Below are 25913 nucleotides of genomic sequence, written 5' to 3'. Positions count from 1 at the left end.
AAGGGTGGCTTCTGGTTAAATACCCAGAGCTGCTCGAGTTTCGGGGCCTACAACACCATCTACAAGTAGACCTTTGCTTTGCTGAAAGCTTCGGACTCGGCTAACAGTTTCTTGACCGTAAATTCCATCAATTCTAAGATTACCTAAAGCTGTTTGCAAGTCTCTGACGAGCTGACCTTTAGAACCAGGGGTAAGAATCACTGAACCGCCAACACCACCAGGTCTAGTCACAGGACGATTATTAGGTCTATCACCAATCCATCGCGCAAAAACGTATCTACCTGTAGAAAGTCTGGCAAAACCATTTTCATATCTTTCAATGGCTGGAAGTGTTGCGCCATTTGGTACACAGTCCACATACGAGTAGCTGCTGCTTGGGCCGGTACGGACACGTAAACAACTGCCGTTAGTCTTGACATAGGCAGCCGAACTCATTTGAATTTGGGTTACAGCAGCAAACAATACACCAACACCAGCTAAAGCTAACCAAGCCGAAGATTTAAGCAGTTTTTTCCAATTGAATTGAGGTTGAGGAAGATTGTACTTAGTGTTTCCAGATGCCTCTTCTTGAGCAATAAACATCTGGGAATAAGCAAGATATTCCATAATGCACTCCTTAATATGAAAAAATGAGTACTCGCAGAGAATTACTTGGTGGTTCTCTGTATTTATTCTTAGTATATTTTATATCACTGTGATTTCAAAGTTTTTTATTGATAGCGAAATTAATAAAAAATAAAATTAGTCAAAAGATTTCTGAAAAAATACGATGTCTACAACGGGTTAGCTCGTGTAGACATCGCATTTTGAAAATAAATAAAATTGCTAGCATGGTTGGAAGCGATCGCAGCAAAAAATTCCTAGTTATACAAGTCATTAAAAACCTAAACCCTTTTCATGGCTACCAAATGTTGTTACTTCTCCCAACTAGTCTTGGTGTATTTTGATTATCGCAAAGATAAGCTACTTAGAACCAAGCATATGAATATGAATATTTATTAAGACTTAATTCTAGAATAATCTTAAGATTTCTGATATACTACGCTAAACCTACCGACTTATTGTATTATACACTCAGCCTAAAAAAGGACATGTCACAAATACTCAATAAAAACAAGTATTTTCTACTACATATTTAAAATGTTTATTACCCAAAGCTAACTTAATTATCTGGTTAATCTATGCAACAATAAACAATTGTGCTTACTAAATACACTTTGTCTATCGACTTAAAGTAATACGTAAGCCAATGATTAGTTGAAAAATTTATATTGGCTTAGTGCTAAATCCAATATTGGTTGAAGCTAATTTCCTTAAAAAATAATAATGCCCTTGACAAAATACGAAATTTTAAACAAAAATATCACTGTTAAATTTACTGAATAACAACGCATAAATATGAAGTATAACCAACTTGGCACGAGTGACTTAAAAGTTTCTGAAATTTGTCTGGGTACTATGACTTATGGACAGCAAAATACTATTGAAGAAGCCCATGAACAACTAGATTATGCTATTGCCCAAGGAGTCAACTTTATTGATGCAGCAGAGATGTACCCTGTGCCAACAAGTGCCGAAACTTATGGATTAACAGAAACTTACATTGGGGAATGGTTAAAACGTCAACAAAGAGATCGAGTTATTTTAGCTACTAAAATTGCTGGCCCTGGTCGAGGCTTTAAATGGGTACGTGGAGGAGCCAAAGCAATCGATCGTGATAATATCAAACAAGCTGTAGATGATAGTTTAAAAAGATTACAGACAGACTATATCGATCTGTATCAGATCCACTGGCCAGATCGCTACGTGCCAAGGTTTGGGCAAACGGTGTTCGATCCGACTCAGGTGGGAGAAACGGTTCCCATTGCTGAACAGCTAGCAGTTTTTGACGATGTAATTAAAGCGGGGAAAATTCGCTATATCGGTTTGAGTAACGAAACCCCTTGGGGAGTTGCTCAATTTAGTAACGCTGCTAAACAATTAGGATTACCTAAAGTTGTTTCCATTCAAAATGCTTACAACTTGTTGAATAGAGTATTTGATGGAGCCTTAGCGGAAGCAGTTTATCACGAAGAAATTGGGTTACTAGCTTATAGTCCTTTAGCATTTGGCTTCTTAACTGGCAAATATCTAAACGGCAAACCAGAGAAAGCCAGAGTCACTTTATTTGAAAATTTCGGTCAGCGCTATCTGAAACCGAAAGTCAGTCAAGCCGTATCAGCTTATGTAGAAATTGCCAAGCGCCATCAACTAAGTCCAGCGCATCTAGCCTTAGCATTTGTGCGGAGTCGTTGGTTTGTGCCTAGCACAATTATTGGTGCGACTACACTGAAACAACTTAAAGAGAATTTAGAAAGTGTGAATGTAGTTCTCGACAAAGACATTTTGGAAGAGTTGGATATAGTTCATGCTCAGTCGCCAAATCCAGCACCATAAGAGTGCTGAGTAGTGAGTCCGAATTGTTCAGAAACGAGTAGAGGTAAGCAATGTATTCTGTCTTAATTATTAGATTCACAAATAGATATTTAGTAGGTAAAATATGACTTTTACAGCAACATTAATTGACCAGAATACTATTCGTCGTCGGGGTACTGGTTTAACAGCTTACAATCCTGAAAAAGCCTTTAAAGGGTATACACTTTTCACACCTTTGACAGGTCAAGGTGAAGTCTATCTTCTGAACTTGGAAGGAGAAGTAGTACACCAGTGGAATCTGCCTTATCCACCAGGGTTATACGGTTATCTTTTGCCCAATGGCAATCTTTTTTATAACGGTAAGACTCCGCCAGAAGAACCACTACGTTTTGCTTTATGGGCTGCATTCAAAAGTGGCGTTGTTTTAGAAGCAGATCCCAAGGGAAATATTATCTGGGAATATAAGCATCCAGATCATCATCATGATGGACGCAGACTAGCTAATGGCAACACAATTATACTCGCCATTGAAAAGATACCTCAGTCTTTGGTTCCCCGGATCAAAGGTGGCGTATCAGGTACAGAACCAGATGGTGATATCTATGCGGATGTGCTTTATGAGGTGACTCCAACAGGTGAAATCGTTTGGACTTGGCACGCCCACGAACACCTCGATCCAGATATATTTACGATTACACCCCAGGATCATCGACACGAATGGACTCATGGGAATACTGTGGGTGAACTCGCTGATGGCAACATTATAGTCAGCTTTCGCAATATCTCCACAGTTGTCATCGTCGATCGCAAAACTGGAGAAATCATCTGGACGTTGGGCGATGACGTGCTAGCACAGCAGCACTTCCCGAACGAATTAGCTAACGGTAATATCCTGATTTTCGACAATGGCGCACATCGCCGTAACATTGCTCTCAATTTTTCTCGTGTGATTGAGGTGAACCGTCAAACCAAAGAAATAGTTTGGGAATACACCGACAATCCGCCCCAAAATTTCTTCAGTTCTTATATATCAGGGGCGCAACGTTTGGCCAATGGCAATACCTTAATTACAGAAGGTGCTTATGGTCGAATATTTGAGGTGACAGTTACAGGGGAAATTGTTTGGGAATACATCAATCCCCACTTTGCAGTTAGGAATATTCCAGGTGAGAAGTCGCCGGTAACTCTTGGAGAGCAAAATACAGTCTTCCGCGCCTTCCGTTATGCACCTGAAGAAGTGCCCTGGCTGTAGGGGAAGGCAGGGGAGCAGAGGGGGAAATAATTAACGTGAGTTCGACAAGTCTTATTTGACCTCTCCCCCAACCCCTCTCCGACACGGAGAGGGGAGCAAAAAGCTGAATTTTTCGTTGCTCTTTCCGTTTCGGAGAGGGAGAGGTTCATCGAACTCACGTTAATTAATCCCTATTCCCTATTCTCTACCCCCTATCCTTACCAACAATTTTGGATTATTTGAGTATTATTCCAGTTTCAAAGTTTGGTTAGTGTCGATAATTTTTCACGCTACATTCGCTTCAACAAGAGTTTGCGACACTAACAATTTAAGATTTGGGATTTTGGATGAAAATTCAATTCCCAATGCCGATTAACAAGTCTTATTTACCAAGGTACTTAAACATGGCTGAAATTAAAGTATACAGTGCAGTTGTTTGTCCTTATGCTCACCGTACCCGCTTGGTACTCCAAGAGAAAGGCATCGACTTCGATTTGATTGAGATTGATTTGCAGAATAAGCCTGAAGGGTTTACCAAAGTTTCCCCCTATGGTAAAGTTCCTGCACTAACTCATGGCGATAACCGAGTTTGGGAGTCAGCGGTAATTAACGAATATCTTGATGAGGTATTTCCCAATCCACCACTGTTACCTAGCAACCCCATTGATAGGGCACAAGCTCGTATCTGGATAGATTTTGCTAACACCAGATTCGTTCCCGCTTTTTCTACACTGCTGCGGAGTTCAGATCCCGAAAAACAAGAAGAAGCTAAACAGGAACTATATAAACATCTGGAATTCATTGAAAACGAAGGTTTAGCAAAGCTTTCTGGAGAAGGCCCTTACTGGTTTGGTGAATTTATCAGTTTGGTGGATTTCACCTATTTCCCTTGGTTTGAGCGCTGGGCTGCACTGAAGCAATATCGTGGTTTTGGAATACCAGAGCAATTTACCCGTCTACGCCAGTGGAAACATGCTTTGAAAGAGCGTGAATCTGTGAAAGCGATCGCTCACTCTAAGGAATTCTACATTGAGCGATATGCTAAATTTGCTGCGCCTACTCTCGCTGCTGTTTAAATGTAATTCATAACTATGTTTCAAGTGGGAATTCAAACCCCACTTGAAACATAGAATTAAACTCTTTAAAATTACGAATTACGAATTACGACTTTACCGAAGTGAGCCGCACTTTTGAGGTAATGATAAGCCTTTCGTGCTTCAGTAAATGGGAAAACTCGATCAATAATTGGTTTGATTTGATGCTGTTGCATCGCCTGATTCATCGCCTCAAACATTTCTCGACTGCCAACATAAATTCCCTGAACTGTTAAGCTCTTAAAAAGTATTGGCATGGGGTCAATTTCATTTCCTCTACCTGATAATACGCCAATCAAACTAATACGTCCCCCAATGCGGACTGCTTGTAGCGATTTTGACAGCGTACCTGCACCGCCTACCTCAACTACATGATCTACACCCGTGCGATTGGTTAATTGATAAACTTGCTTTTCCCAATCTGGTGTTGCTTTGTAGTTGATTGTCTCGTCAGCACCAAGCTGTTTAGCTCGTGCCAATTTCTCATCACTGCTGGAAGTAATAATCGCTCTAGCACCATGTATCTTGGCAAACTGGAGAGCAAAAATTGAAACTCCTCCAGTACCGAGTAATAAAACACTATCACCTGCACCAATATTGCCTTTTGTAATCAGTCCATGCCAAGCTGTAACTGCTGCACAGGGTAAAGTTGCACCTTCAATGTAGGATAGGTAATCAGGTAATATTACTAAACCATCTTGGTGTAATACGACATACTCAGCTAGCATTCCATCGATACCGCCTCCGAGATCGGATTTCATTTTCTCTTTGGTTAAAGAGCCATAAATCCAGTCTTGGAAGAAAATACCAGCGACGCGATCGCCTATTTTTACCCGTGTCACACCTTCCCCCACTGCCACAACTTCTCCCGCACCGTCAGACATGGGAATTAACGGATATTTCTGTCCAGCACCGTAAGCTCCTTCAATGACAAGCAAATCGCGGTAATTTAAAGATGCTGCCTTCACTTGAATCAGAACTTGTCCAGCTGCGGGTTTTGCTTGGGGGCGATCGACTAATGCCAGGGCATCAATTCCGGCGTTGCTTTGAATTTCGTAAGCTTTCATAGATGTCCTTGTTCTAGCTACAACTTTGGTATTGTAGCTAGGGTAAAAAAGAATCTAGAGACGTAGCAAGTGCTACGTCTCTACAAGGGTTCTGCATAACGCATATTTAATTTCACTAGTAGGTTTGCCCTCAATACGGTTCGGTTAAAGGGTAAAGGGGAAAGGGGAAAGGTTTTGAATACATCCTTTCCCCTTTACCCTTTCCCTTTACCCCGCCAAGTTGACGAAAGCGAACTACTAAAAGCTACAGAGAATCTATGAACTGCTGTACTTTTTCTAAAAGTGGTTGATATTCGATTTGCTCTGCTAACTCTTGGGCATTTTTGTAGCACGATCGCGCCATTTTTTTGCGTTTCGTGGTGGCGTAAACGCTTCCCATATTTAGCAAAGTTGAAATTTCTCCGAGATTATCGCCGAGTTCTTGATAAATCACAATGGCTTGCTTGTAGAACTTCATTGCTTGGCGATGTTCTGCCAGGGTGCTGTATGTAAAACCAATGTTGTGAAGGGTTGTTGCAACACCTGCGCGATCGCTAATTGCTCGACGTGTTAAAAGAACTTGATAGTAAAGCAATAGCGCTTGTTTCGGTTGTCCTAAATCATGATAGACAGAAGCAATATTGTTCAAGGTGGTTGCTTCTCCAAGCAAATTCTTGGCAGCTCGTTGAATTGGCAGTGCTGCTTGAAAAAATTCTAGCGCTTGCTCAAACTTGCCTAAGACATTGTAGGCAAATCCAATACCATTGAGCGTTGTTGCCTCGCCAGAAAAGTCACCTAACAATCGGCGCATCCTCAAAATTTGGTGTTGTAGCAACAGCGCCCGTTTTGGTTCTCCTAACCGCGTATAAATTAGTGCGACATCATTAAGAGTAGAAACTTCGCTTTGAGTATCTTGCGATCGCCTAAAGATTAGCAGTGCTTTGTCAAAATATTCCAACGCTTGCGAAAAGCGTCCAAGACGGCTGTAGGTAGAACCCAGATTGCTAAGTGCAGTGGCCTCTGCTGGCGTGTTGCCAATTTCAACAGCAACCGAAAGCGCCTGATGAAAGCGCTCTAATGCTTTTTGAGGTTGCCAGCAACTGAGGTGAGCTAAACCGAGGTCATTTAATGTATAACCTTCTCTGGCTCGATCTGGAATTGCTCTAGCCAAGTGTAAATTTTTGGTTGCAAGATCGAGAGACTCTTGAAATTTCCCTCGTTGGTAGTAGCGGTTTGCTTCGTCACGACGTTGTTCCCATTCTTTGACTTGATTTAAAGGTTGCGTCATCTGACCTCAGTTGCATTCTGCGATAAGTAGGTAGAACATCTCTTGGGAATGAACCCCTCTTAGGTTTCCCAAATTTTAACCTCGATCTTCTATCTTTAGATATAAGACGTAAACAGATAAGTATGCTATTTTTTCATACTTACAGGAATATTTATGAAGCAATTAATACAAATACTGTAGGGACGCACTTCTGTGCGCCCTCGGATTTCCGATTTATTTCAAAAGTCGGGAATCTTGTTGTTACATCGCTATTTTCAACTCAACCGTTGTCGCAACCACAAGGGCAGTAAAGGCAATGCCAGTTGATAACCTGGCTCGGCATGATAAATCAAGCCTTTGTGCTGTAACCCAGTTAGCGCACCCTGAAGACTTCCACTTCTGGAAAGTCCTTATGTTTAGCAGTTGGTTCGCCAATGATTCTGTAGGCTGCGGTTGTGAATCGTTTTGATCCGCCAAATCAAATTAAACAGTGGCAACATTTCTGGGTAGAGGACTGATAGTTTCAAGATTGCAAAATGTAAAGGAAATTATCCAAATCGTGAGGAATATCGGGTCTTAGTAGTATTCTTGCAGTTTCTATCTCAGGCATGGTATCAGAGTAGGAAGATAAACGCTACTTTAAACAAGCGTGTTTTTTTCCAAACATTAATATAATGCTCTTACTATGAGCATCTACCAATCTCTGAAAAAATCTTATACACCAGATCGTCGGCGTGAAAATGACTGGCGGTTATTTTTGCGTTTGGTGCCTTATGCCCGTCGTAACGGACGGCTATTGGCGCTGTCGATGTGCCTACTCGTACCGATCGCACTAGCTAATGCCGTACAACCTTTCTTGATTGGGCAAGTAATCTCTCTGATTCGTAATGAACCAAGCACTTACGAATTTTTTAGGAATCGTCCCTTCTCGCAAGGGCTGAATATCCTAGAGGGATTACTGGTAATTGCGATCGCCATCCAATTGATGTTGACAGGTTTTCAAGGTTATATAGTCCAAAAGCTAGGGCAACAAATCACCGCAGCAATTCGCCAAGACTTATTTCAGCATGTAACATCTCTAGCAGTGCGCTTTTTTGACCGCACACCCGTAGGTAAATTAATTACCAGAATTACCAGCGATGTAGAAGTGTTAGGCGATGTCTTTTCGACTGGGGCGGTTGGCATTATATCCGATTTGTTTTTAATGCTGGTGACTTTGGGTTTAATGTTTTCCATCCAGTGGCAACTTTCTTGCTTGCTGGTATTGATGCTGTTACCAACTAGCTGGGTAATTGTTTACATTCAAAAACAGTACCGCAAAGCCAATTACAAAGGGCGAGAAGAACTTTCGATCCTGAATTCACAGCTACAAGAAAATGTGCTTGGTATTAACGTCGTGCAGTTGTTTCGTAGAGAAAAATTTAATGCCGAATTGTTTCGTGCGACAAACAGCCACTACACTCAGCAAATGGATAAAACCATCTTTTATGATTCATTTGTTTCAGCAACCTTAGAATGGATTGGACTGATTGCGATCGCAGGTGTTTTGTGCGTGGGTGGGTGGTTGCTGTTGGAAAAAAACTTGACTTTCGGGACTTTATCGACATTTATATTGTATGCCCAGCGATTATTTGACCCTTTAAGGGCTTTTGCAGAAAAATTTACAGTAATTCAAGCTGGTTTCACTGCCATTGAACGCGTAAGCGATATATTAGATGAACCGATAGAAATTCGCGATCGCGCCAATGTCCGCTTCTCAATATTTGATGCAAAATTTGGCTACATAGACGAAATCCTAGCAAATCTAGAATCTCCAGACCTCACTTCCCCCCCAGAACTGGGAGAGATTCGCTTCGATCATGTCTGGTTTGCTTACAAAAATGATGATTACGTAATTAAAGACTTAGATTTTACCATTCATCCTGGTGAAAAAATTGCATTAGTCGGCCCTACAGGTGCGGGTAAAACTTCGATTATCCGGCTTTTGTGCCGCCTTTACGAACCCACCCAAGGACGCATTCTCATAGATGGCGTAGACATTCGGGAAGTACCACAAGCAGAACTGCGGCGCTACATGGCAGTAATTTTACAAGAAGGCTTTTTGTTTGCTGGCGATGTTAAAAGCAACATTTCTTTAGGAGATGGCTACACCATTGAACAGATTCAACAAGCAGCGGAAGAAACCAACATTGCCCAGTTTATAGAAGAACTACCCCAAGGCTATGATACTCAACTTCGAGAACGGGGCACAAATATTTCTAGTGGTCAAAAGCAACTTTTAGCCTTTGCACGCGCTGCCATTCGCAATCCGCAAATTTTGGTACTAGATGAGGCTACCGCTAGTTTAGATGTTGGCACAGAAGCTTCAGTTCAAGAGGCATTAAACCAGCTTTTGCTCAGACGTACCGCTATTATTATTGCTCACCGCTTGTCTACGATTCGCAATGTAGACCGGATTTTTGTTCTCAAGCGGGGCGAATTAATCGAACAGGGAAGTCACGAGCAACTACTGCAACAAGGAGGGCTTTATGCCACTTTACATAACTTGCAGATGTTGGGAAGTTAGTACATTTTATAATTCCAAGGTGGAAAATAGCGATCGCTACATTCGCCACAGGCATTGCCTAAAATGATGCTGTTCTTGAAAGTGCGATCGCATAAAATAATACCAATTTGAAAAAATAATGCGACAAGTAGACCATTTGTAGAGACGCGATTCATTGCGTCTCTACCCAGGGATGTGTTGCAATCATTAATTGAATTGGTATAAATTCTCAAGAATCCATTTCGGTTAAGGGGAAATATGGCATAAGAGAGTTAGGAGTTGAGAGTGAGGAGTTAGGAATAAAGTTAAGAATTAAGATCAAGAGTTACCAATATTAGTTCTACTCTAACTCCTAACTCCTAACTCCTAACCCCTAACCCCTAACTCCTTAAAAAAATCCCCACCCAGGCATTTACCTGAGTGGGTAATATTAGGTCGAACAAAAGAATCTTCCCAAAAGAAGTAGAAAAATTATTTGCTCTCTGTAAAATCAGCGTCAATCACATCGTCGCCGTTACTAGAGCTAGAGGAACTACTATCTTGAGGTTCACCACCAGATGTAGCACCTGCACCGGAACCAGCACTAGCACTAGCACCCGCTTGTTGATAGATGTTGCTACCCACAGCGAATAACGCTTGTTGCAATTCTGGGGTGAGCTTCTTGATTTGCTCATCGTCTTCTTGAGCAACTGCTTCCCGCACTTCCTTCACTAAAGCTTCGACTTTAGTCTTGTCAGCATCGGGAACTTTATCGCCCAATTCTTGTAACTGCTTTTCAGCTTGGTATGCCAAAGAATCGGCTTGGTTCTTGCGTTCAATCTTTTCACGCCGCTCTTTATCAGATGAAGCGTTCTGTTCAGCTTCTCTTACCATCCGGTCAACATCATTTTTATCCAGGGTGGAAGCGCCGGTTATGCTGATGGACTGTTCTTTACCAGTTCCTTTGTCCTTAGCGGTGACATTAAGGATACCGTTAGCGTCAATATCAAAGACTACTTCAATTTGAGGGACGCCACGTGGTGCAGGAGGAATACCATCGAGGCGGAAGGTTCCCAAGCTCTTGTTATCGTTAGAGAATTCGCGTTCACCTTGCAGAACGTGAATTTCTACGTTAGTTTGTCCATCCACAGCGGTGGAGAAGACTTCCGATTTCTTGGTGGGAATTGTGGTGTTGCGGGGGATAATTTTGGTCATCACGCCGCCCAATGTTTCCACACCCAAAGATAGAGGTGTCACGTCTAACAACAAGATGCCAGTTACATCACCAGCCAGTACGCCGGCTTGAATGGCAGCACCAACTGCTACAACTTCATCAGGGTTAACGCTTTGGTTGGGGTCTTTACCCAATACCTGCTTCACAATCTGGTGAACTGCGGGAATCCGCGTAGAACCACCAACTAACACCACTTCGTCAATATCGCCTTTGGTTAACTTGGCATCCCGGAGGGCGTTTTCCACAGGAATACGACAACGGTCGATTAAGTCAGAGCAAAGTTCTTCAAATTGAGCGCGAGTCAGGGTTGTATCCAGGTGCTTAGGCCCGTCCTGGGTAGCGGTGATAAATGGTAGGTTAATTTCTGCTTGGGTAACGCTAGAAAGCTCAATTTTGGCTTTTTCTGCGGCTTCAGTCAGACGTTGTAAAGCTTGCTTGTCTTTCCGCAGGTCAATACCTTCGGCTTTCTTGAACTTCTCAGCTAAGAAATCAACTATTTTTTTGTCAAAGTCGTCACCACCAAGGTGGGTATCACCAGATGTGGCTAGTACTTCAAAAACTCCGTCTCCTACTTCCAGCACGGATACGTCGAAAGTACCACCACCAAGGTCAAATACTAGGATGGTTTCGTTACTCTTCTTGTCAAATCCATAAGCCAGAGAAGCAGCGGTAGGCTCGTTGATAATCCGCAGAACTTCAATCCCGGCAATTTTCCCAGCGTCTTTTGTTGCTTGTCGCTGGGAGTCGTTGAAGTATGCGGGAACGGTGATTACAGCTTGGGTTACAGTTTCACCCAAGTATTTGCTGGCATCTTCAACTAGTTTGCGAAGAACTTTTGCAGAAATTTCTTCAGGAGCAAACGGTTTACCAGCGATTGGACAATCTAATTTGACATTGCCGTTGCTGCTGAGAACTTTGTAAGAAACTTCCGTAGCTTCGTTACTAACTTCATCGTAGCGGCGACCGATAAAGCGTTTGACTGAGTAAAACGTATTTTCGGGGTTCATCACCGCTTGGCGTTTGGCGATTTGGCCAACCAAGTTGTCGCCATTTTTCGCAAATGCGACTACTGATGGCGTTGTCCGAAAACCTTCAGCATTAGCAATTACTGTGGGTTTACCACCTTCCATCACTGCCACGCAGGAGTTCGTTGTTCCTAAGTCAATTCCAACTACTTTTGCCATTTTAGGTGCTGGCTCCGTATAACTACAAATGAATGAATGAGAATATAAAGCACTAAATTTTGAACCAACAGGGTCAAGAAATCAGCCAGTTCAGCATGAACACCTTTGTTTTGGCTTTCCTGGGGTTAAAACTCCAGACTATGCTGATATATATACTGAAGCTTAGTGGTAGCCAGTCCATGAAGGGTGGTTTCCCGAACCTTGCTTGGGACGGTTAAACTAACTAAATTGTGTTTTTAGTTGGTTCATGGATTAATTTGTCTTCACTCTGTCTAATGTAGAAGAATTAATACTTTCAGTAATTAGGGTGAACCGTAACGTCCGAGTGGTGTTTGCCGTCTTTTGAGGCAATAAACTACAGAAGCAGTGAGCATTAGGGATTGGGTATGGGGTATGGGGAGAGAATAATCACTCAGCACTCAGTACTTACTCAATCCCAGAAAAAAGAGTTTCCCAGTCAATCACAGGTGGTCTTTGTCCTTGGTTGACTATTTCAAAAATTTTCCTAGAACTACTTGGTTGAAAAAGGCATTCTACACAAGCGTTGGCGACATCAATCCGGCTGGCATCACCCGAAAGTGTATCCCCAATGCTTATGACTACACCGTATTTACCCCCAGTTTTTGCCTTAAGGAGGGTGTTGAGGTCGTATGAGGTATAGGGGCCGTCAATGAGGCGTCCTGGGCGGATAATGGTGTAGGGCAATCCTGAATTAATAATGGACTCTTCGCCTTTTTGTTTGGCATCCAACACGCCAAAACCATTAAGAATACTAAAAGGAAACTGATTTTTACGGAGAATTCCACAAGAAGAGACGAAAACGAATCGCTTCAAATTCTGGGGTGCTGCTGCTACTAGATTGCTGACACCTTGAGCATCAATTTTTGTCGGACTATTCTTTGCTTTTGCTTCACTAGATTTGGGATTAAGGAAAATAATTCCCCATTCAATCAAGTTCGGGGTTTCGTCAAACTCCCATCGCGCAGAGGGAAAGGCAGTAGTTCCAGCACAATTTATGATGTGGGTAACACCTAGCATTGCAGCTGGTAGTGTAGCTGGCTGGCGGATATCGCCAACGGCAATTTCCACTTTTTGGTTAAACATCTCTTCAGCTTTTGCAGCATTGCGTGTCAAAACGCGAACTTTTAAACCCTTTTCGAGTAACTTGCCTACCACTAATTGCCCGACTCCACCTGTAGCACCAGCAACTAGTACCAAATCTTTAGCTGAATCAAAAGAAGTCATAAAGTGCCCTTGAGATAGTCTATTGCTAATCTACCTAAAAAATACGATGTCTACGCCAGGCTGTGACGCTCGATAGCGCAGCGTAAAGCTTTCTCTTCTCCTTTTTCTGTCAAAGACGCTAACACGAACGCGAACCGCATGGCTTCTCTACAAGACGCTACGCGTAGCTTGCTTCTTTGGAGGAGTAAGTTTAGAGTGAGTCCGCGAACGTCGATTAAAGATTTGGCTAATGGTTGTTGACTCTGTAGCTTTCAGGCTGATAAGGGACTTGCGTGAAAATAAAGTACCAATAAACTGAGTTTCGACACTATTAACCCGCAGATCCCTAAGTGGGAATTTTAGGAAAAGGGCAAACTCCCTAAAACTGAATTAGCACAGTAGTCAGCACGAAATACGATCGCAAGATCAGATGCTAGCCCATCTGCAAGAGCATGTTCAATCGCTACACAAGTATTGACCCTTTTTTCACCACGAAAGCAGTTGGGAAGGGGACTGGCATGGGTCTATCAATAAGTTACCAGATAATTACTGACAAGCATGGTGGATCTTTGCAATGTATTTCATCACCGGGACAAGGTGCAGAGTTTGTAATTACAATCCCAATTCGAGTAGGGAAACCAGCACAATTATCAGTCGGCGATCGCCACGCCTATCGGTAAAAGTCAGTGCCAATATTTTTCAGCTATTCAGTGCGTAAGCGTAGCCCGCACTTCTCTACGAGACGCTGCGCGAACGGCTACGCTCAGTGACACCGTAGACATCGCAGTTAGAGGGGAATTGCCCCTGAATTGTTCGGTTCTACCACTGTCACCAGTACACAAATAGCTATAACCTCTTAGATAGTAGTGAAATGTCTAACCTAGACGCTGTTAGTCGCTCTTGAATTAAGGGGTGAAAGCCTGTGTACCAATGGATATTGCCAAGCCTGAGCGAAATCTTGGCCCAAAATCAATCAAGTGTGGCAGAATGTTCACCTGCTAAAGCAGAGCAGCAGTGGCGTATCAGCCTCGCAGCGACAGAACATTTGCTATTAAATACTTTAGCAGACCCTTCAGTTGACACAACCCAAGGATTAGTTTTAGCCGCACCAGCACCCTTGTTTAGTCAACCAAAATTGACTCAAAGTTTACAAACAGTAACTTTTACAGCAAAACCATTTAACCCTTTGGCGCTGATGCCATTTCAGATGCCAGGTGCGATACCTGCGGCAGACTACGCCAACGCATCTGTAAATGAAGACATTGCTCCCCATGATTCGGTACTTCCGTTACTACCTGCCGATCCTCTGGGTGCAGAACAGTTTTGCTTAGTTTTTACAGATAAATTTAGATTAGTGCTGGTTTTAGCAACCCACAAAAACGGTAAAAAAACTTTTTCATTTTCTTTTGAGCCAGAGATAGTGCAGCAGGCTTGGCGATCGCTAGGGGCACGGGTAATGCTGGCTAATCCAGAATTTTTCGCGCGCTTGGACGCATTAGTAGAACAGTATTCTCCGGTAGCACCAGACTACCGCATGATGATTCACTTTAGTCAGTTATTGCTTCAAGAATTAACAGAACCAGAAGAGACTAGAGATTCTTTACTAGGGACTGGGGAAGAAGTAGGGGAGCATACTTCTCTACGAGAAGCTACGCCAACGACTGCGCTCAGTAACCGAGGGAGCAGAGGAGCAGGGGAGCAGGGGAGAAGAGTTTTCCCCAATCCTCAATGCTCAATGCCCAATGTCCATTACCCCTTATCCCCAGAGGGGGCCCCACCTTCCCCAAATCCTGATGTAGAATTGCTCCAAGCCTTCGCTCACGAAGTCCGCACACCTTTAACAACTATTCGCACCATGACTCGTCTGCTGTTGAAGCGGCGAGACTTAGATGCTAGTGCGATCAATCGCTTAAAAATTATCGATCACGAGTGTACCGAGCAAATTGACCGTATGGAATTGCTGTTTAAGGCCGCAGAACTAGAAACTACTGCCTCAGCAAAATCGTCAAAAACTCAACTCACGCCGATGTCTTTAGATCAAGTGTTGCAGCAGAGCATTCCCCGTTGGGAACAAGCAGCGCATCGGCGAAATTTAACTTTAAATGTTATTTTACCTCAGCAATTACCGACAGTGGTAAGCAATCCCACCATGTTGGATCAGGTTCTCACTGGTTTGATGGAAAATTTTACTCGCAGCTTACCCGCTGGCAGCCATATTCAAGTACAAGTTATCCCAGCTGGAGATCAACTGAAGTTACAATTATCGCCGCAATTCCGGTGCAAAGATTCAAATAAAGCCGCCATACCTGCAACACCACCAATTCGCAAGGCTCTAGGCCAACTGCTGATGTTTCAACCAGAAACAGGTACGATTAGTTTGAATATCGCTGCAACCAAGCATTTGTTTCAGGCGATCGGTGGCAAACTAATTGTGCGCCAGCGTCCACACTATGGGGAAGTGATGACGATTTTCCTGCCTTTAGAAGTTAGCAATAAACAGAAACCGATAGTGACGAATTAGAGATATAGCAATCCTAAATGAGATTGTGAAAATTTTTGTTATGGTCGTCTTTAGTCATTTGTCCTTTGTCATTTGTGACTACAACGGACTAATGACTAATGACATGAAACAAAGTACTTTTCCACGCATCTAATAAATATTTCCACACCCATTGCCAAGGCGGTTTCGTCAAAATCAAACCGGGGATGATGATGAGGATATGCTAAGTCTTTCGCGGGATTAGCAGAACCCAGAAAGAAATAACAACCAGGAACCTCTTCTAAGAAAAATGACATATCTTCAGCAGCCATAGTTTGGCATTCTGGCACAATACCCACAGGAGTTTCTACCACTTCTTCTGCGACAGATCGTACTAATTCTGCTATTTTAATATCATTAATTACTGGTGGATAAAGTGACCAATATTCTAAGTCATAATTGGCACCATGACTCTGACAAATTCCAGCAATAATCTGCTCGACACGCTGGTTAAAAAAGCCTTTTAAACTAGGATTAAAATACCTGACGGTAGCACTCATTCTCGCTGTATCAGCAATTACATTGCGTTTGGTTCCAGCATGAAGTTCTCCCACTGTCACAACTGCTGAATCAATGGGATTAACATTCCGAGCGACAATAGTTTGCAAAGCATTGACGATTTGGGCAGCAACAACAACGGAGTCAACAGTTTGATGGGGTAGTGCGCCATGTCCACCTTTACCCAAAATTGTGCAGTTAAAGCATTCCACAGCTGCCATCAATGCGCCAGCGCGTACACCCACTGTTCCTAAAGGCAAATTATTCCACAAGTGCAAACCAATAATCGCTTCAACATCAGGATTTTTCAAAACTCCAGCTTCAATCATCGGCTTTGCGCCTCCTGGTGATTCTTCCGCTGGCTGAAAGATAATTTTTACAACACCAGAGAAGTCTTGGCGATGTTGCTGGAGATAATAAGCTGTACCTAAAGCGATCGCTGTATGTCCATCATGTCCACAAGCGTGCATCACTCCATTATGCTGCGATTTGTACGGCACTTCGTTGAGTTCTTGGATTGGCAAAGCATCCATATCCGCGCGAATCGCTAAAACTTGGGGAGTCGGAAGTCGCGAGTCAGAAAGTTTATCACCTTTGATGGTGGCAACAATGCCAGTGTGGGCAATGCCAGTTTGATGCTCAATTCCCCATTCTTGCAGCTTTTGTGATACAAACTCAGCAGTCAGTTTTTCTTGAAAACCCAACTCTGGTTGTTGATGCAATCGCCGCCGCCACTCTACTAATTGCGGTTGCAATGAGCGGATCGAAAGTCGGATGCGAGATAGATCAACAGAAGCGGGATTGGGAAAGGTGAAAACCATTATGAAGACAAACTAGTTTAAGTACAGCTAATACCAATTTGAAAAAAGAATACAATACATTACAGATAAGACCTCTTCCGCATCCTTCCCAAGACATCGGGAAAGGTATGGGTTAGCGATCGTGTCGCAAACATTTTTTGAATTGGTATAACTTAGATTGTTTTCCTAGTTTAACGTGACTTGGATGAGTCTTCAGTAAGGAGGTACTCAGCACTATTGCAGTCAAAGGGCCTTTAGTTAATAGCTGTTAATTTTCTCTCTAGGTCAAATAAAAATCCGTGGATATACTCTTCAGTCCATTCCGCACCATAGAAGCGTTTAAACATCCCTCGCGCTGGGTCTTTTTCAGCCCGATATCGCAGGTATCGCAGTTGGGCTTGCTCAATGGCTACTAAATTTTGGGAATTTGTTACAGCTTCTGCCTGCTCTACGAAATCGAGATAAGCTTTCAAATAGTCTTTGAAAGCGGCAAACACCTTAGTCTCTACTACAGCCGTTTCTTGAGGGCGAGTCCACAGAAAAGCGGGAGAGAAAAAAGGCTGTGCTTCTTCGGGAAAATCCCCTCCCCAAGACAGATGTTGTTGATGAGTGTGGAAAATCGGCAGAATTGGTTCAGTATATTTCGCTTGGTATGCTAGATCATCTCGAAATAGGGGCTGCATATCCAAAGCAATTAGATGTCCTCCTGGCAATGTCACCAAATCTGCGCCAAAAAAGGGTAAATCGTAGTTGAGGCGCGGAAAAATTACAAAATTCAGTACTTGCAGCGAATTGCCACCCTGTACGTGAGCTGCCCGAATTTGCCGCAATTTTGAAGTTTGAAAGGCATAACTGGTAGTGACAACCTCTTCCTGATTTTTGCCCTTGCCCACAACAGCACTTTTGGACTCAAACCCAGTGGGGATAGGATAGGGCTGTAAATCCAAACGCGATCGCATATAGGCGATCGCATAATCTAGAAATGGCTGATAAAGTGTCACGTCGCTTCGCTCCGAATTCAAAATTCAAAATTAATAATTCAAGAACTTCTACCTGGTTGTTGAGCGTAGTCGAAACACTGCCTCCTGCCTTCTCCCTTGGCGCTAGCCTCTCCCTTTGGGAGAAGGGGAGACGCTAAAAGCGATCTGCCTCCTGCCTTCTGCCCTCATCTTTTGCCGGCACCAACTGCTAGGGGAACAGCATCTTCAAATAAGAATTCATGGAGAAAGCGCTCTGCCCATTCATGACCAAAGTAACTGCTAAACAAACCAGATGCGGGATCGCGGTCTGCACTATATTGGTCATAGTCTTTTTGGGCTTTGACAATCCGCTGGATATCTTCAGGGTCTTGGAGCGGTTTGGCATCTGCTAACATTTGCCAATACAAGTTTAAATAATCCTGAAAAGCTTCAAAGACTCGTGTTGCCACTGTTTCCGGGTCGGTTTTGGCAAACAATAGGTATTTAGAAAAATACTGGTTGGCATCGTAAAACTTCATTTCTAAGTTTTGCGCCAAATCCGGGTATTTATCGTGGAGAGATTTTAGCGGAAATATATATTTTTTTTGATAGTCTTCATCCTGAAATAAAGGCTGAAAATCAAGCACAATCAGGTTTTTGACTTTCCCAAAGGATAAAAAATCAATCCCTAACAGAGGTAAATCGTAGTGATGACTGGGATAAATCACGCTGTTAAAAATTTGAGCGCTTTCCCCAGCATCAATGTAGGTATAACGAATTTTCCGCAACTCTTGACATTGGTGACACCAACTGCGAATAGTTGCTGGGTTTCTGCCGCGATCGCTAACTTTGAATTCCAAACCAGGGGGAATAACCCTACTTTGTAAATCAAACCGCTGAAATAGCTCTTTTTCTAAAAATTCCAGGAAAGGCTTATACATGGAGCATGATTTGTTAACCCTTGCATGAAAATAAGTTATGGCGATCGCGCACGTCTCATTTATGAGAAACAAAGCAACATTCCTTAATGGGGCATGGGGCATTGGGCATTGGGAATGGGGAAAGGGAAAGGGGTAAGGGGAAAAGGGGAAAGATTAAATTTATTCCTTTTCCCTTTTCCCTTTAACCTTTTCCCCTGCTCCCCCTGCCTCCCCCACTCCCCTCTAACGCCTAGCATGATTGCGACCGATCATTTGCTCCAAGACTTCTTGGGAAACACAGCGACGCTCGGAACAATAAGTCATCAAGTTGATTCCGTTCATCATTCGTACTGTACTGACTCTGACACGAAAATCATCCGTCACAAACCAACAACGTTCCTGACCTTGATTATTGTCGTAGTCAGTATCAATCGTCAGCACTCCATCATCAGCAAACTGATATCGGCTCACAACTGGAATGCTCTCAACATAGCCTTGGTTGCGAATCAGTTTTCCAGAACGCCTCGTTTCGTCGGGAACATCAACCAAAATCGCAGCATTATCGGTATTCGGTAGCCTGGTATCTAGGTTAGCTTGCCATGCAAAGCTAGCACCGCCTGTTGCTTTACTAGGATCTATTCCTTGAGCTTTACAAACTTCTTGGACTTTCGGATCGTCATTTCCCATGACTTTTATAATCAAATTCGACTCCCCCGACTCATCCGCCGCCGAGTCAAAATGATGAACGGCGCGTTCCGTAAACCATGTACCCTCACTTTTACGGAAGAAGTCGATCATTGTCAAAGGCGGTATTATATGCATCTGTTTTGAAACCTCGTTTGATCAAATTTTGGCGTTATTAATACTAGTGATGAGATGAAGTCCCGATTTAACTAAAGTGTAGAATAACTCCAAAAGTGATATTTTAATCAGCTGATGACAAATAGTGAAATTCAACTTATTACAAGCGTTCGCCCCAGTCCAACTCCAGAAATTTTAACAGCCCTGAAAGCCGGAATCCCTGTAGATTCGGTAGAGTTGTACCAATTTAATCTAAAGGAAGTCGATTTCCGACAAGCTAACTTGAGTAAAGCCAAGCTATTGGGAGCCGATCTCAGTGAGGTGGTATTAAGTAATATCGATTTGAGTGGAGCAGATTTGCGAGGCGCTAATCTGCGAGGAGCCGATTTGAGTGGGGCTAATTTGCAGGGAGCCTATTTAAACCGTGCTGATCTCCAACAAGCAAATCTCAGTGGTGCAAATTTGGAGGGAGCTAAACTCCAAGTAGCGCGTTATGATTCACAAACGAAATGGCCCGAAGAATATAACTACAAAGCTTCGGGAGCGGTAGGGCCAGGTGCTAATCTCAATGGTGCTTTTCTGAATACAGCTTCTTTACGAAATGCAGATTTACAAGGTGCTAATCTGCGTGGAGCCTACCTGAGTGGCGCTGACTTGACAGGAGCCAATTTGCAAGGTGCTTCTCTGAGTGGTGCTGATTTGACAAAAGCTTATTTGACAGGGGCTTGCTTACGAAATGCTCGATTGACTGGAGCCGATTTGCGGGATACAGACCTGCGAGCAACCGATCTCAGTGATGCAGAGATGGAGCATCTTCTAAGTATCGCTGGGGCAGATTTTACTCTTGCTCAAGGACTCACAGAAGCAACTAAAGCGATGCTTTCTAGCCGTCCACATTCAGAACTCGACGTTTGGAACGCCTATACCCGCACAACAACTCGTGAAAGTTTGAGTGCTTGACCGTGCCAATTTTAGATTTTAGATGCAAGCCGCGCTCCTTGTGAGCGAAATAAATTCAAAATCCAAGTTGCGCTGGAAGCCTACTAAATCAAGGTGCGACCCAAAATCCAAAATTGTTTGATCAGTTTTTCTGTAGCGAGTTTACAACGGCTGCCAGTTCTTTTTCAGGAGTGCTAAAAATGTCGCGTATCCTTCGGAAAAACCGGGCGGATCGGGTAGAACATATTGTGGAAATTCTTTATACGATCGCCAAGGTTCCGAAGCATTATGCCGCAAATGTAAGGCACATTCTGAGGAACCTGGTAGTCGCCAAGTCATTTGACCAGCTTGTATATCAGTCACAAATGCCTCCTCATATAGAAAAAGTTGATCTTTTCTTCCAGATTTTGGCAGAGTAACCGGATATTTTGGTCAAATTTAAGGTAAAATAAAATATTTACTACTTATTTAATAAGTTTTTTCACAATATTGCATTGCGGACAAACCCAGGCCGCTATTGTGGCAACAGGTCTTCTAAAGCAGCTCCAACAACTCGGTGATCTTTATCCTGTCTAAGTTGGTTCAGGGCTGCTTTGGCTTCCGGCTCATCATATCGTTTGAGAGCATAGCTAACTCGCACGCGCATCCGCCAAGATTCATCATTTACCAACTTTAGTATTTGGGATAATGCCGCAGCACGTTGGTTAGAATTAGCCAGTAAGCCAAGTGCATCAACAGAAGATTCCCGAACAGTGAAATCTTCATCTTTTAAACCCTGAATGCAGATATCAAATAGTTCTTCAGGGCAATCCATTTCAGCGATCGCAGCCAAAATACTCCGTCTAACTAGCCAGTGGTCATCCTGATAATATGCCAAAACTAGATGAGAAACTGCGACTCTGCCAAATAGCGATAAAGAATTTGCCGCCTCCGCCCGCACGTTGGGAGTATCATCAAATTTCATAATTTGCATCAAAGCTGCAAAAGATTCCGCTGATTGTTGATTACCCAAACCCCTGGCCACAAAAGAACGCACCAAAAATTCTGAGTCGTGAAGTTTACTGGTGAGCAGAGGAACTGCAACTTCTGATTCATAATCATTGAGGGCAGCGATCGCCTTCAAACGATAGTGAAAATCTGGGTTCTTTAGTTCTGCTTGGATTTTATGGATTTCCATAAGTGCATTTGGTACAGCTATTCTTTACTTTATTTTACAGATGTCACCAAATGGCGATCGCATTCTAAGAAGATTGAATCTAAGGGCATTGGGTACAAGAGGCAGAGGGGAAAGAACTTGTAGAAGAACTCTCCCCCGCTCCCCCGCTCCCCCACCCCAATGCCCCATGCCCTATCCCATAAATCAATGACTCAATTAAGCGAAACCGTTAAAGAATTAATAGCCAAAGCTAGAATTGTCAGCTTTGCTGAGTGGGAACATTCCCATCCACAAGCAGCGATCGCCATATTTCAAGCTGCGGATGATGCTTTTCGCTACCTGAGCGATGAAGATTTATTGCAGATTAAAACCTTGTCACCCGATAATTCTGAGTTGATTCCTGTTGCTCAATTGTTACGCGATCGCGCAGCCGAAATCGTTGATGAATCTAGAGAACAAGTTTTGGCGACTTATCCCGAAATTATCCAGCCTGGAGGCGGTCTTTATCCGCCTGAACGTGCCCAAGCTTGCTGGCGAGATTTTTGGCATTTTCTCCGCTGTATTACTTATGGCATAGCAGGTGGCCACACTGAGTATACAAATACCACAGGACTGCATTATATGAACTTGCTCTATCAGGAATTACAAGTTCCGTTGGATGCAATGGTTTTAGGCTTAAAAAGCATCAAGGCTGCTAGTTTGAAACGCTGCCAAGCCGATCGGCAGCAAATTCTTGCTCCCTATTTTGACCATTTAATCAGCCAATTGGCTACTTTCCAAATTCGATAAGTTAAGTGGGTATGAATAATTAAAGGTTGCTATTCAGGGCTGAAGCTCCTGCTAAAAGACAATCTTAATTAATTTTACATTGCGTAGTATAGTTGAATTTATTCATGCCCACTTATTGAGATAAACTTGGGTGAATCAGCATTATTAATACTCTGGCTCAAGGGAATGGGATAATACCATCACTTGCATCCCAATTGCAAATCAAATACTAAAAAAAAGCTGAATTTTCTCTAAAGTATTATTTAACTTAACAAATTTTAATAAATATGGTTTCGGCATCGTATCACAATGTGTAAAGGCAAACGATGCAAAAACTTAAAATCATCACGACTAATAAGGATTTAAAGTCTCTATGTCCCCTACTTTGTCACTATGATGTAAAGTTTTTTAACATCTGCTGAATATCCTTCTCATAAAATTTAGTTGTTAACTGGGAGATAGTTTGAATGACTTTTGGACCAGCATCACGATTAGGGGTCGCTCTATTTGAAGACACCGATCCCATTGATCTGTGGCCAAATCGCTCTAATGAGGATGTTGAAACCGTAATTAGAAGTGTCTACAAGCAAGTTCTAGGCAACGCTTATGTAATGGAGAGTGAGCGGCTTTCCGTTGCTGAATCTCAACTCAAACGGGGTGAAATTAGCGTTCGCGGGTTTGTGCGTCAAGTCGGGAAGTCGGAACTTTACCGTTCGCGGTTTTTTGATAGCGCCCCTCGTTATCGGGCGATTGAATTAAATTTCAGACATTTCCTTGGTCGTGCGCCATTGGATCTAGAAGAAACGCGTACACACAGCACTATTCTAGATACAAAGGGCTTTGAAGGTGAGATTGATTCTTATCTAGACAGCGACGAATACCAAGAAACTTTTGGGGAAAACATTGTCCCTTATATTCGGGGCTACAAAACCGAAGCTATCAAGAGTTTGGTTCAGTTTACCCACTTGTTTCAACTGGTACGTGGTTCCTCTAGCAGCAGCCTGAAAGGTGACTTAGCTGGCAAACAACCAAAATTAAACAGTTTGCTAATTCAAAGCACACCTACTCCTGTAATTTCACCAGCCAGCAAGGGCGCTACATTCCGCAACCCAACATCTACTCCTCGCACTCGTCAGGGTGTGGGTTCTGGTGATGATGGAAAGGTCTACCGGATTGAAGTCACTGGCTACAAGGCAAATGTGGTAAATAACATTTCCAAATTTCGCCGCAGTAACCAAGTCTTTTTCGTCCCATACAATAAGCTTTCACAAGAGTATCAGCGGATTCACAAGCAGGGCGGTACGATCGCCAGTATTACCCCTGTCAATTAAAGAATAGAAATTGGGGATTTAGAGATTAGGGATTGGGAAATAATTCCGCTGTACTCAGTCTCTAATCTTTCAATGCCCAGTGTCGCTCGTTCTGGGATTTACGCAAAACTACAGGCACTTCAGAGGCAATATGCGGGAAGTTTGCTTCTCTGTTAGACGCTTCGGCAATGCGCCTATATACATTACCCTGACCTAAAAATTATTCTTTTCGGCTGTAGTTTGCGTAAATCCTGATCGATCAAAAGTTAGCTAAAGCGATCGCTGCTGTCAGTTGTCAAATCCGAAAATATTTAACCCACTTTCACAAACTAAAGTTTTACAAAAGCTAGTCAGTAGCAAAAATAACTGACAACTGATGGAAAATTCTACCTATACAACGGGTAGGATGATCGGAAATTTAATTTAATTAGCGTTTTCAGGAGATACTTCAATGTCACTTTGGGCTATTGATTCACCTACTGTTGAGCTGCGTCCGAACACCAGCGAAAGTGAATTACAAACACTGATTCGGGCAGTTTACAAACAGGTTTTGGGTAATGCTCACTTGTTGGAAAGTGAGCGACTAGCCACTGCTGAATCGCAATTGCGCGATCGCAAAATCAGCGTCCGCGAATTCGTCAACACCGTTGCCAAATCAGAACTTTATCAATCCCTGTTTTTCAACTCTTCTTCCCAGTATCGGTTCATTGAACTGAACTTCAAACACCTGCTAGGGCGTCCTCCTGCCGATCAAGCAGAAATTTCCGAACACGTCCGCATCTACAACGAACAGGGCTATGATGCTGAGATCGACTCCTATATCGATAGCAACGAATATCAGCAAAATTTTGGCGAGAATATTGTTCCTTATGTTCGCAGCACAAGCTCCCAAATCGGAATTAAGAATGTTACCTTTAACCGCACCTTTAGTTTAGTCAGAGGATTCGCTAGCAGTGATAGCGATCGCAAAGCCAAACTAATCGGCGATATTGGTTCTAATTTACCCACATCCATCAAAGCTCCCGCAGCTGGTTCTAGTGTCAACAGCACCGACAAACGCTTCTTGATTAAAGCTGTTAAAGGTGCAGGTAATCTCCGTACTCGTCTGGGCAACCTGGAATATGTAGTTAACTACAACCAACTATCTGGACAAGTGCAAAACATTCATCGGACAGGCGGCAAAATTATCAGTATCACCGAAGTTGCTTAGATTTGTCTAAGTAAGGGAGTGAGGATTGGGGAATGGGGACAAGGGGATAAAAGAAAACTTTCTAACCTCTAACTCTTGTAGAGACGCGATTAATCGCGTCTCTACTCCTAACTCCTAAATGCGGTTGTAGTCAAGGAGGCTAACATATAGACTAGGAGAATAACTCTTTAACCAAGATTTTTCTTGGATTTTAAGCTACTTTTTTAAGATCACTTTTCTAATGGAAATTACTGAATTTTTTGAACTTTCAATTGGACGATGGCGATCGCAGCGTAGCGCTCATCATTTAGCATTTGCCCACTTTGAAGAGGTATTATCTAACATTGAAATTGAGTCTCTATCCACCACCGATCCAGCAGTCGTGGCAATCTGTCAATTGTATGACACTGAACCCGCCAGTATCACTCATCCCTTTCGGATGACTTGGGAAGGTGAGTCAGACTGGGACGATAAACCAATTTCTGGCAGTACTGTACTAGTACCAATTCCCGATGTCGAAAATCCTTCTAGAGGCAAACTCCTGCGGGACAAGGGGTACGCTGAAACAATTCCAGCAGTGGCTAAATATCATCTGAGTGACGATGGTATTTTTACCCTGCTAACAGAGTATGAACTCGCTGCTGCTGAGGAAAGAATTTGGTTTGCTAACCCAAATCTCCGATTTCGGGTAGCGACGATTAAAACCAGTGATGGTAAAGGCGTGACAACAGCTTCCTTTTCTTCAGAAATTCGCTCTTTGTCAAGTGCAAAAAGTTAGCAATATCAGGTTAAAACATAAAAGGATACAGGCTCCT

22 protein-coding genes and 2 pseudogenes are annotated in these 25913 nt (G+C 42.9%); 11 read left to right on the top strand and 13 right to left on the bottom strand.

What is annotated here, in order from left to right; genetic code table 11:
* Window positions 1–15: 15 nt before the first annotated feature.
* Complete coding sequence (locus RMX69_RS17700; protein ID WP_289798848.1) at window positions 16–606, bottom strand: peptidoglycan-binding protein; 591 nt, start codon at window positions 604–606, stop codon at window positions 16–18.
* Between the two features lie 792 nt (window positions 607–1398).
* On the opposite strand from RMX69_RS17700, the gene RMX69_RS17695 reads away from it, so the two are divergent.
* From RMX69_RS17695 to RMX69_RS17685, 3 genes are all read left to right on the top strand, one after another.
* Window positions 1399–2436, top strand: a complete 1038-nt coding sequence (locus RMX69_RS17695) for an NADP(H)-dependent aldo-keto reductase (RefSeq protein WP_322638241.1) — start codon at window positions 1399–1401, stop codon at window positions 2434–2436.
* 103 nt (window positions 2437–2539) lie between these two features.
* Window positions 2540–3667 carry an aryl-sulfate sulfotransferase gene (locus RMX69_RS17690; RefSeq protein WP_322638240.1) on the top strand — a complete coding sequence of 376 codons (1128 nt, stop codon included), beginning with the start codon at window positions 2540–2542 and terminating at the stop codon, window positions 3665–3667.
* Window positions 3668–4050: 383 nt separating this feature from the next.
* Complete coding sequence (locus RMX69_RS17685; protein ID WP_289798844.1) at window positions 4051–4722, top strand: glutathione S-transferase family protein; 672 nt, start codon at window positions 4051–4053, stop codon at window positions 4720–4722.
* A 71-nt stretch (window positions 4723–4793) separates the two neighbouring features.
* On the opposite strand, the gene RMX69_RS17680 is transcribed toward RMX69_RS17685, so the two are convergent.
* From RMX69_RS17680 to RMX69_RS17670, 3 genes and pseudogenes are all read right to left on the bottom strand, one after another.
* Window positions 4794–5807 (bottom strand): NAD(P)-dependent alcohol dehydrogenase, encoded by a 1014-nt coding sequence (locus RMX69_RS17680; protein ID WP_322638239.1) that lies wholly within the window; start codon window positions 5805–5807, stop codon window positions 4794–4796.
* Window positions 5808–6051: 244 nt separating this feature from the next.
* The gene (locus tag RMX69_RS17675) at window positions 6052–7074 is read right to left on the bottom strand and encodes a tetratricopeptide repeat protein (RefSeq protein ID WP_322638238.1); all 1023 of its coding nucleotides are present in this window, start codon (window positions 7072–7074) and stop codon (window positions 6052–6054) included.
* Between the two features lie 254 nt (window positions 7075–7328).
* Window positions 7329–7463 (bottom strand): annotated as a pseudogene (locus tag RMX69_RS17670) (ATP-binding protein); the annotation flags it as partial.
* 275 nt (window positions 7464–7738) lie between these two features.
* Here RMX69_RS17670 and RMX69_RS17665 point away from each other — a divergent pair.
* Complete coding sequence (locus tag RMX69_RS17665; RefSeq protein WP_322638237.1) at window positions 7739–9619, top strand: ABC transporter ATP-binding protein; 1881 nt, start codon at window positions 7739–7741, stop codon at window positions 9617–9619.
* On the opposite strand, the gene RMX69_RS17660 is transcribed toward RMX69_RS17665, so the two are convergent.
* The 3 genes from RMX69_RS17660 to RMX69_RS17650 form a co-directional block, all read right to left on the bottom strand.
* Window positions 9616–9774: a hypothetical protein gene (locus RMX69_RS17660; protein ID WP_322638236.1), complete on the bottom strand. Its 159-nt coding sequence runs from the start codon at window positions 9772–9774 to the stop codon at window positions 9616–9618. The two genes, RMX69_RS17665 and RMX69_RS17660, sit on opposite strands and share 4 nt — an antisense overlap.
* Before the next feature lie 295 nt (window positions 9775–10069).
* On the bottom strand, window positions 10070–11995 hold the full coding sequence (gene dnaK / locus RMX69_RS17655) for a molecular chaperone DnaK (RefSeq protein ID WP_289798837.1): 1926 nt from the start codon (window positions 11993–11995) through the stop codon (window positions 10070–10072).
* Window positions 11996–12421: 426 nt separating this feature from the next.
* Entirely contained in the window at window positions 12422–13240 is an 819-nt protein-coding gene (locus RMX69_RS17650; RefSeq protein ID WP_322638235.1) for an SDR family oxidoreductase, read from the bottom strand.
* A gap of 455 nt (window positions 13241–13695) precedes the next feature.
* Between RMX69_RS17650 and RMX69_RS17645 the strand changes: the two are divergent.
* Both RMX69_RS17645 and RMX69_RS17640 read left to right on the top strand, forming a co-directional pair.
* Window positions 13696–13899: pseudogene (locus RMX69_RS17645) on the top strand (ATP-binding protein); the annotation flags it as partial.
* Between the two features lie 242 nt (window positions 13900–14141).
* Window positions 14142–15740: a sensor histidine kinase gene (locus tag RMX69_RS17640; RefSeq protein WP_289798834.1), complete on the top strand. Its 1599-nt coding sequence runs from the start codon at window positions 14142–14144 to the stop codon at window positions 15738–15740.
* A gap of 95 nt (window positions 15741–15835) precedes the next feature.
* On the opposite strand, the gene RMX69_RS17635 is transcribed toward RMX69_RS17640, so the two are convergent.
* The 4 genes from RMX69_RS17635 to RMX69_RS17620 form a co-directional block, all read right to left on the bottom strand.
* Window positions 15836–17077, bottom strand: a complete 1242-nt coding sequence (locus RMX69_RS17635) for a M20 family metallopeptidase (RefSeq protein WP_322638234.1) — start codon at window positions 17075–17077, stop codon at window positions 15836–15838.
* Window positions 17078–17310: 233 nt separating this feature from the next.
* Window positions 17311–18057 carry a phycoerythrobilin:ferredoxin oxidoreductase gene (locus tag RMX69_RS17630; protein WP_322638233.1) on the bottom strand — a complete coding sequence of 249 codons (747 nt, stop codon included), beginning with the start codon at window positions 18055–18057 and terminating at the stop codon, window positions 17311–17313.
* A gap of 164 nt (window positions 18058–18221) precedes the next feature.
* Entirely contained in the window at window positions 18222–18956 is a 735-nt protein-coding gene (locus RMX69_RS17625; protein ID WP_322638232.1) for a 15,16-dihydrobiliverdin:ferredoxin oxidoreductase, read from the bottom strand.
* Window positions 18957–19178: 222 nt separating this feature from the next.
* Window positions 19179–19757, bottom strand: coding sequence for a phycobiliprotein lyase (locus RMX69_RS17620; protein ID WP_289798830.1), 579 nt, complete (start codon window positions 19755–19757; stop codon window positions 19179–19181).
* A 114-nt stretch (window positions 19758–19871) separates the two neighbouring features.
* Between RMX69_RS17620 and RMX69_RS17615 the strand changes: the two genes are divergently transcribed.
* Entirely contained in the window at window positions 19872–20696 is an 825-nt protein-coding gene (locus tag RMX69_RS17615; protein WP_289798829.1) for a pentapeptide repeat-containing protein, read from the top strand.
* Window positions 20697–20837: 141 nt separating this feature from the next.
* Here the strand turns inward: RMX69_RS17615 and RMX69_RS17610 are convergent, their stop codons facing one another.
* Both RMX69_RS17610 and RMX69_RS17605 read right to left on the bottom strand, forming a co-directional pair.
* The gene (locus tag RMX69_RS17610; RefSeq protein WP_289798828.1) at window positions 20838–21038 is read right to left on the bottom strand and encodes a hypothetical protein; all 201 of its coding nucleotides are present in this window, start codon (window positions 21036–21038) and stop codon (window positions 20838–20840) included.
* 151 nt (window positions 21039–21189) lie between these two features.
* Complete coding sequence (locus tag RMX69_RS17605) at window positions 21190–21852, bottom strand: HEAT repeat domain-containing protein (protein ID WP_289798827.1); 663 nt, start codon at window positions 21850–21852, stop codon at window positions 21190–21192.
* A gap of 186 nt (window positions 21853–22038) precedes the next feature.
* Between RMX69_RS17605 and RMX69_RS17600 the strand changes: the two genes are divergently transcribed.
* The 4 genes from RMX69_RS17600 to RMX69_RS17585 all read left to right on the top strand — a co-directional run bounded on the left by RMX69_RS17600 (window position 22039) and on the right by RMX69_RS17585 (window position 25876).
* Window positions 22039–22620, top strand: coding sequence for a phycobilisome protein (locus RMX69_RS17600; RefSeq protein ID WP_289798826.1), 582 nt, complete (start codon window positions 22039–22041; stop codon window positions 22618–22620).
* 446 nt (window positions 22621–23066) lie between these two features.
* Window positions 23067–23930, top strand: coding sequence for a phycobilisome linker polypeptide (locus RMX69_RS17595; RefSeq protein ID WP_289798825.1), 864 nt, complete (start codon window positions 23067–23069; stop codon window positions 23928–23930).
* Between the two features lie 430 nt (window positions 23931–24360).
* Complete coding sequence (locus RMX69_RS17590) at window positions 24361–25119, top strand: phycobilisome rod-core linker polypeptide (RefSeq protein WP_289798824.1); 759 nt, start codon at window positions 24361–24363, stop codon at window positions 25117–25119.
* Window positions 25120–25339: 220 nt separating this feature from the next.
* Entirely contained in the window at window positions 25340–25876 is a 537-nt protein-coding gene (locus tag RMX69_RS17585; RefSeq protein ID WP_289798823.1) for a phycobiliprotein lyase, read from the top strand.
* Window positions 25877–25913: the final 37 nt, after the last annotated feature.

This window comes from Nostoc sp. EspVER01 (genome assembly GCF_034530635.1).
Lineage (GTDB): Bacteria > Cyanobacteriota > Cyanobacteriia > Cyanobacteriales > Nostocaceae > Nostoc.
This window is presented reverse-complemented; position numbering and strand designations above follow the sequence as displayed.

Excerpts from the sequence above, each read along its gene's own strand:
- RMX69_RS17585 (WP_289798823.1), top strand. The coding sequence starts at position 25,340 with ATGGAAATTACTGAATTTTTTGAACTTTCAATTGGACGATGGCGATCG.
- RMX69_RS17690 (WP_322638240.1), top strand. The coding sequence starts at position 2,540 with ATGACTTTTACAGCAACATTAATTGACCAGAATACTATTCGTCGTCGG.
- RMX69_RS17660 (WP_322638236.1), bottom strand. The coding sequence starts at position 9,774 with ATGAATCGCGTCTCTACAAATGGTCTACTTGTCGCATTATTTTTTCAA.
- RMX69_RS17700 (WP_289798848.1), bottom strand. The coding sequence starts at position 606 with ATGGAATATCTTGCTTATTCCCAGATGTTTATTGCTCAAGAAGAGGCA.
- RMX69_RS17620 (WP_289798830.1), bottom strand. The coding sequence starts at position 19,757 with ATGCATATAATACCGCCTTTGACAATGATCGACTTCTTCCGTAAAAGT.
- RMX69_RS17625 (WP_322638232.1), bottom strand. The coding sequence starts at position 18,956 with ATGTATAAGCCTTTCCTGGAATTTTTAGAAAAAGAGCTATTTCAGCGG.
- RMX69_RS17675 (WP_322638238.1), bottom strand. The coding sequence starts at position 7,074 with ATGACGCAACCTTTAAATCAAGTCAAAGAATGGGAACAACGTCGTGAC.
- RMX69_RS17680 (WP_322638239.1), bottom strand. The coding sequence starts at position 5,807 with ATGAAAGCTTACGAAATTCAAAGCAACGCCGGAATTGATGCCCTGGCA.
- RMX69_RS17635 (WP_322638234.1), bottom strand. The coding sequence starts at position 17,077 with ATGGTTTTCACCTTTCCCAATCCCGCTTCTGTTGATCTATCTCGCATC.
- RMX69_RS17615 (WP_289798829.1), top strand. The coding sequence starts at position 19,872 with ATGACAAATAGTGAAATTCAACTTATTACAAGCGTTCGCCCCAGTCCA.
- RMX69_RS17605 (WP_289798827.1), bottom strand. The coding sequence starts at position 21,852 with ATGGAAATCCATAAAATCCAAGCAGAACTAAAGAACCCAGATTTTCAC.
- RMX69_RS17695 (WP_322638241.1), top strand. The coding sequence starts at position 1,399 with ATGAAGTATAACCAACTTGGCACGAGTGACTTAAAAGTTTCTGAAATT.
- RMX69_RS17650 (WP_322638235.1), bottom strand. The coding sequence starts at position 13,240 with ATGACTTCTTTTGATTCAGCTAAAGATTTGGTACTAGTTGCTGGTGCT.
- RMX69_RS17685 (WP_289798844.1), top strand. The coding sequence starts at position 4,051 with ATGGCTGAAATTAAAGTATACAGTGCAGTTGTTTGTCCTTATGCTCAC.
- RMX69_RS17595 (WP_289798825.1), top strand. The coding sequence starts at position 23,067 with ATGACTTTTGGACCAGCATCACGATTAGGGGTCGCTCTATTTGAAGAC.
- dnaK (WP_289798837.1), bottom strand. The coding sequence starts at position 11,995 with ATGGCAAAAGTAGTTGGAATTGACTTAGGAACAACGAACTCCTGCGTG.
- RMX69_RS17590 (WP_289798824.1), top strand. The coding sequence starts at position 24,361 with ATGTCACTTTGGGCTATTGATTCACCTACTGTTGAGCTGCGTCCGAAC.
- RMX69_RS17665 (WP_322638237.1), top strand. The coding sequence starts at position 7,739 with ATGAGCATCTACCAATCTCTGAAAAAATCTTATACACCAGATCGTCGG.
- RMX69_RS17600 (WP_289798826.1), top strand. The coding sequence starts at position 22,039 with ATGACTCAATTAAGCGAAACCGTTAAAGAATTAATAGCCAAAGCTAGA.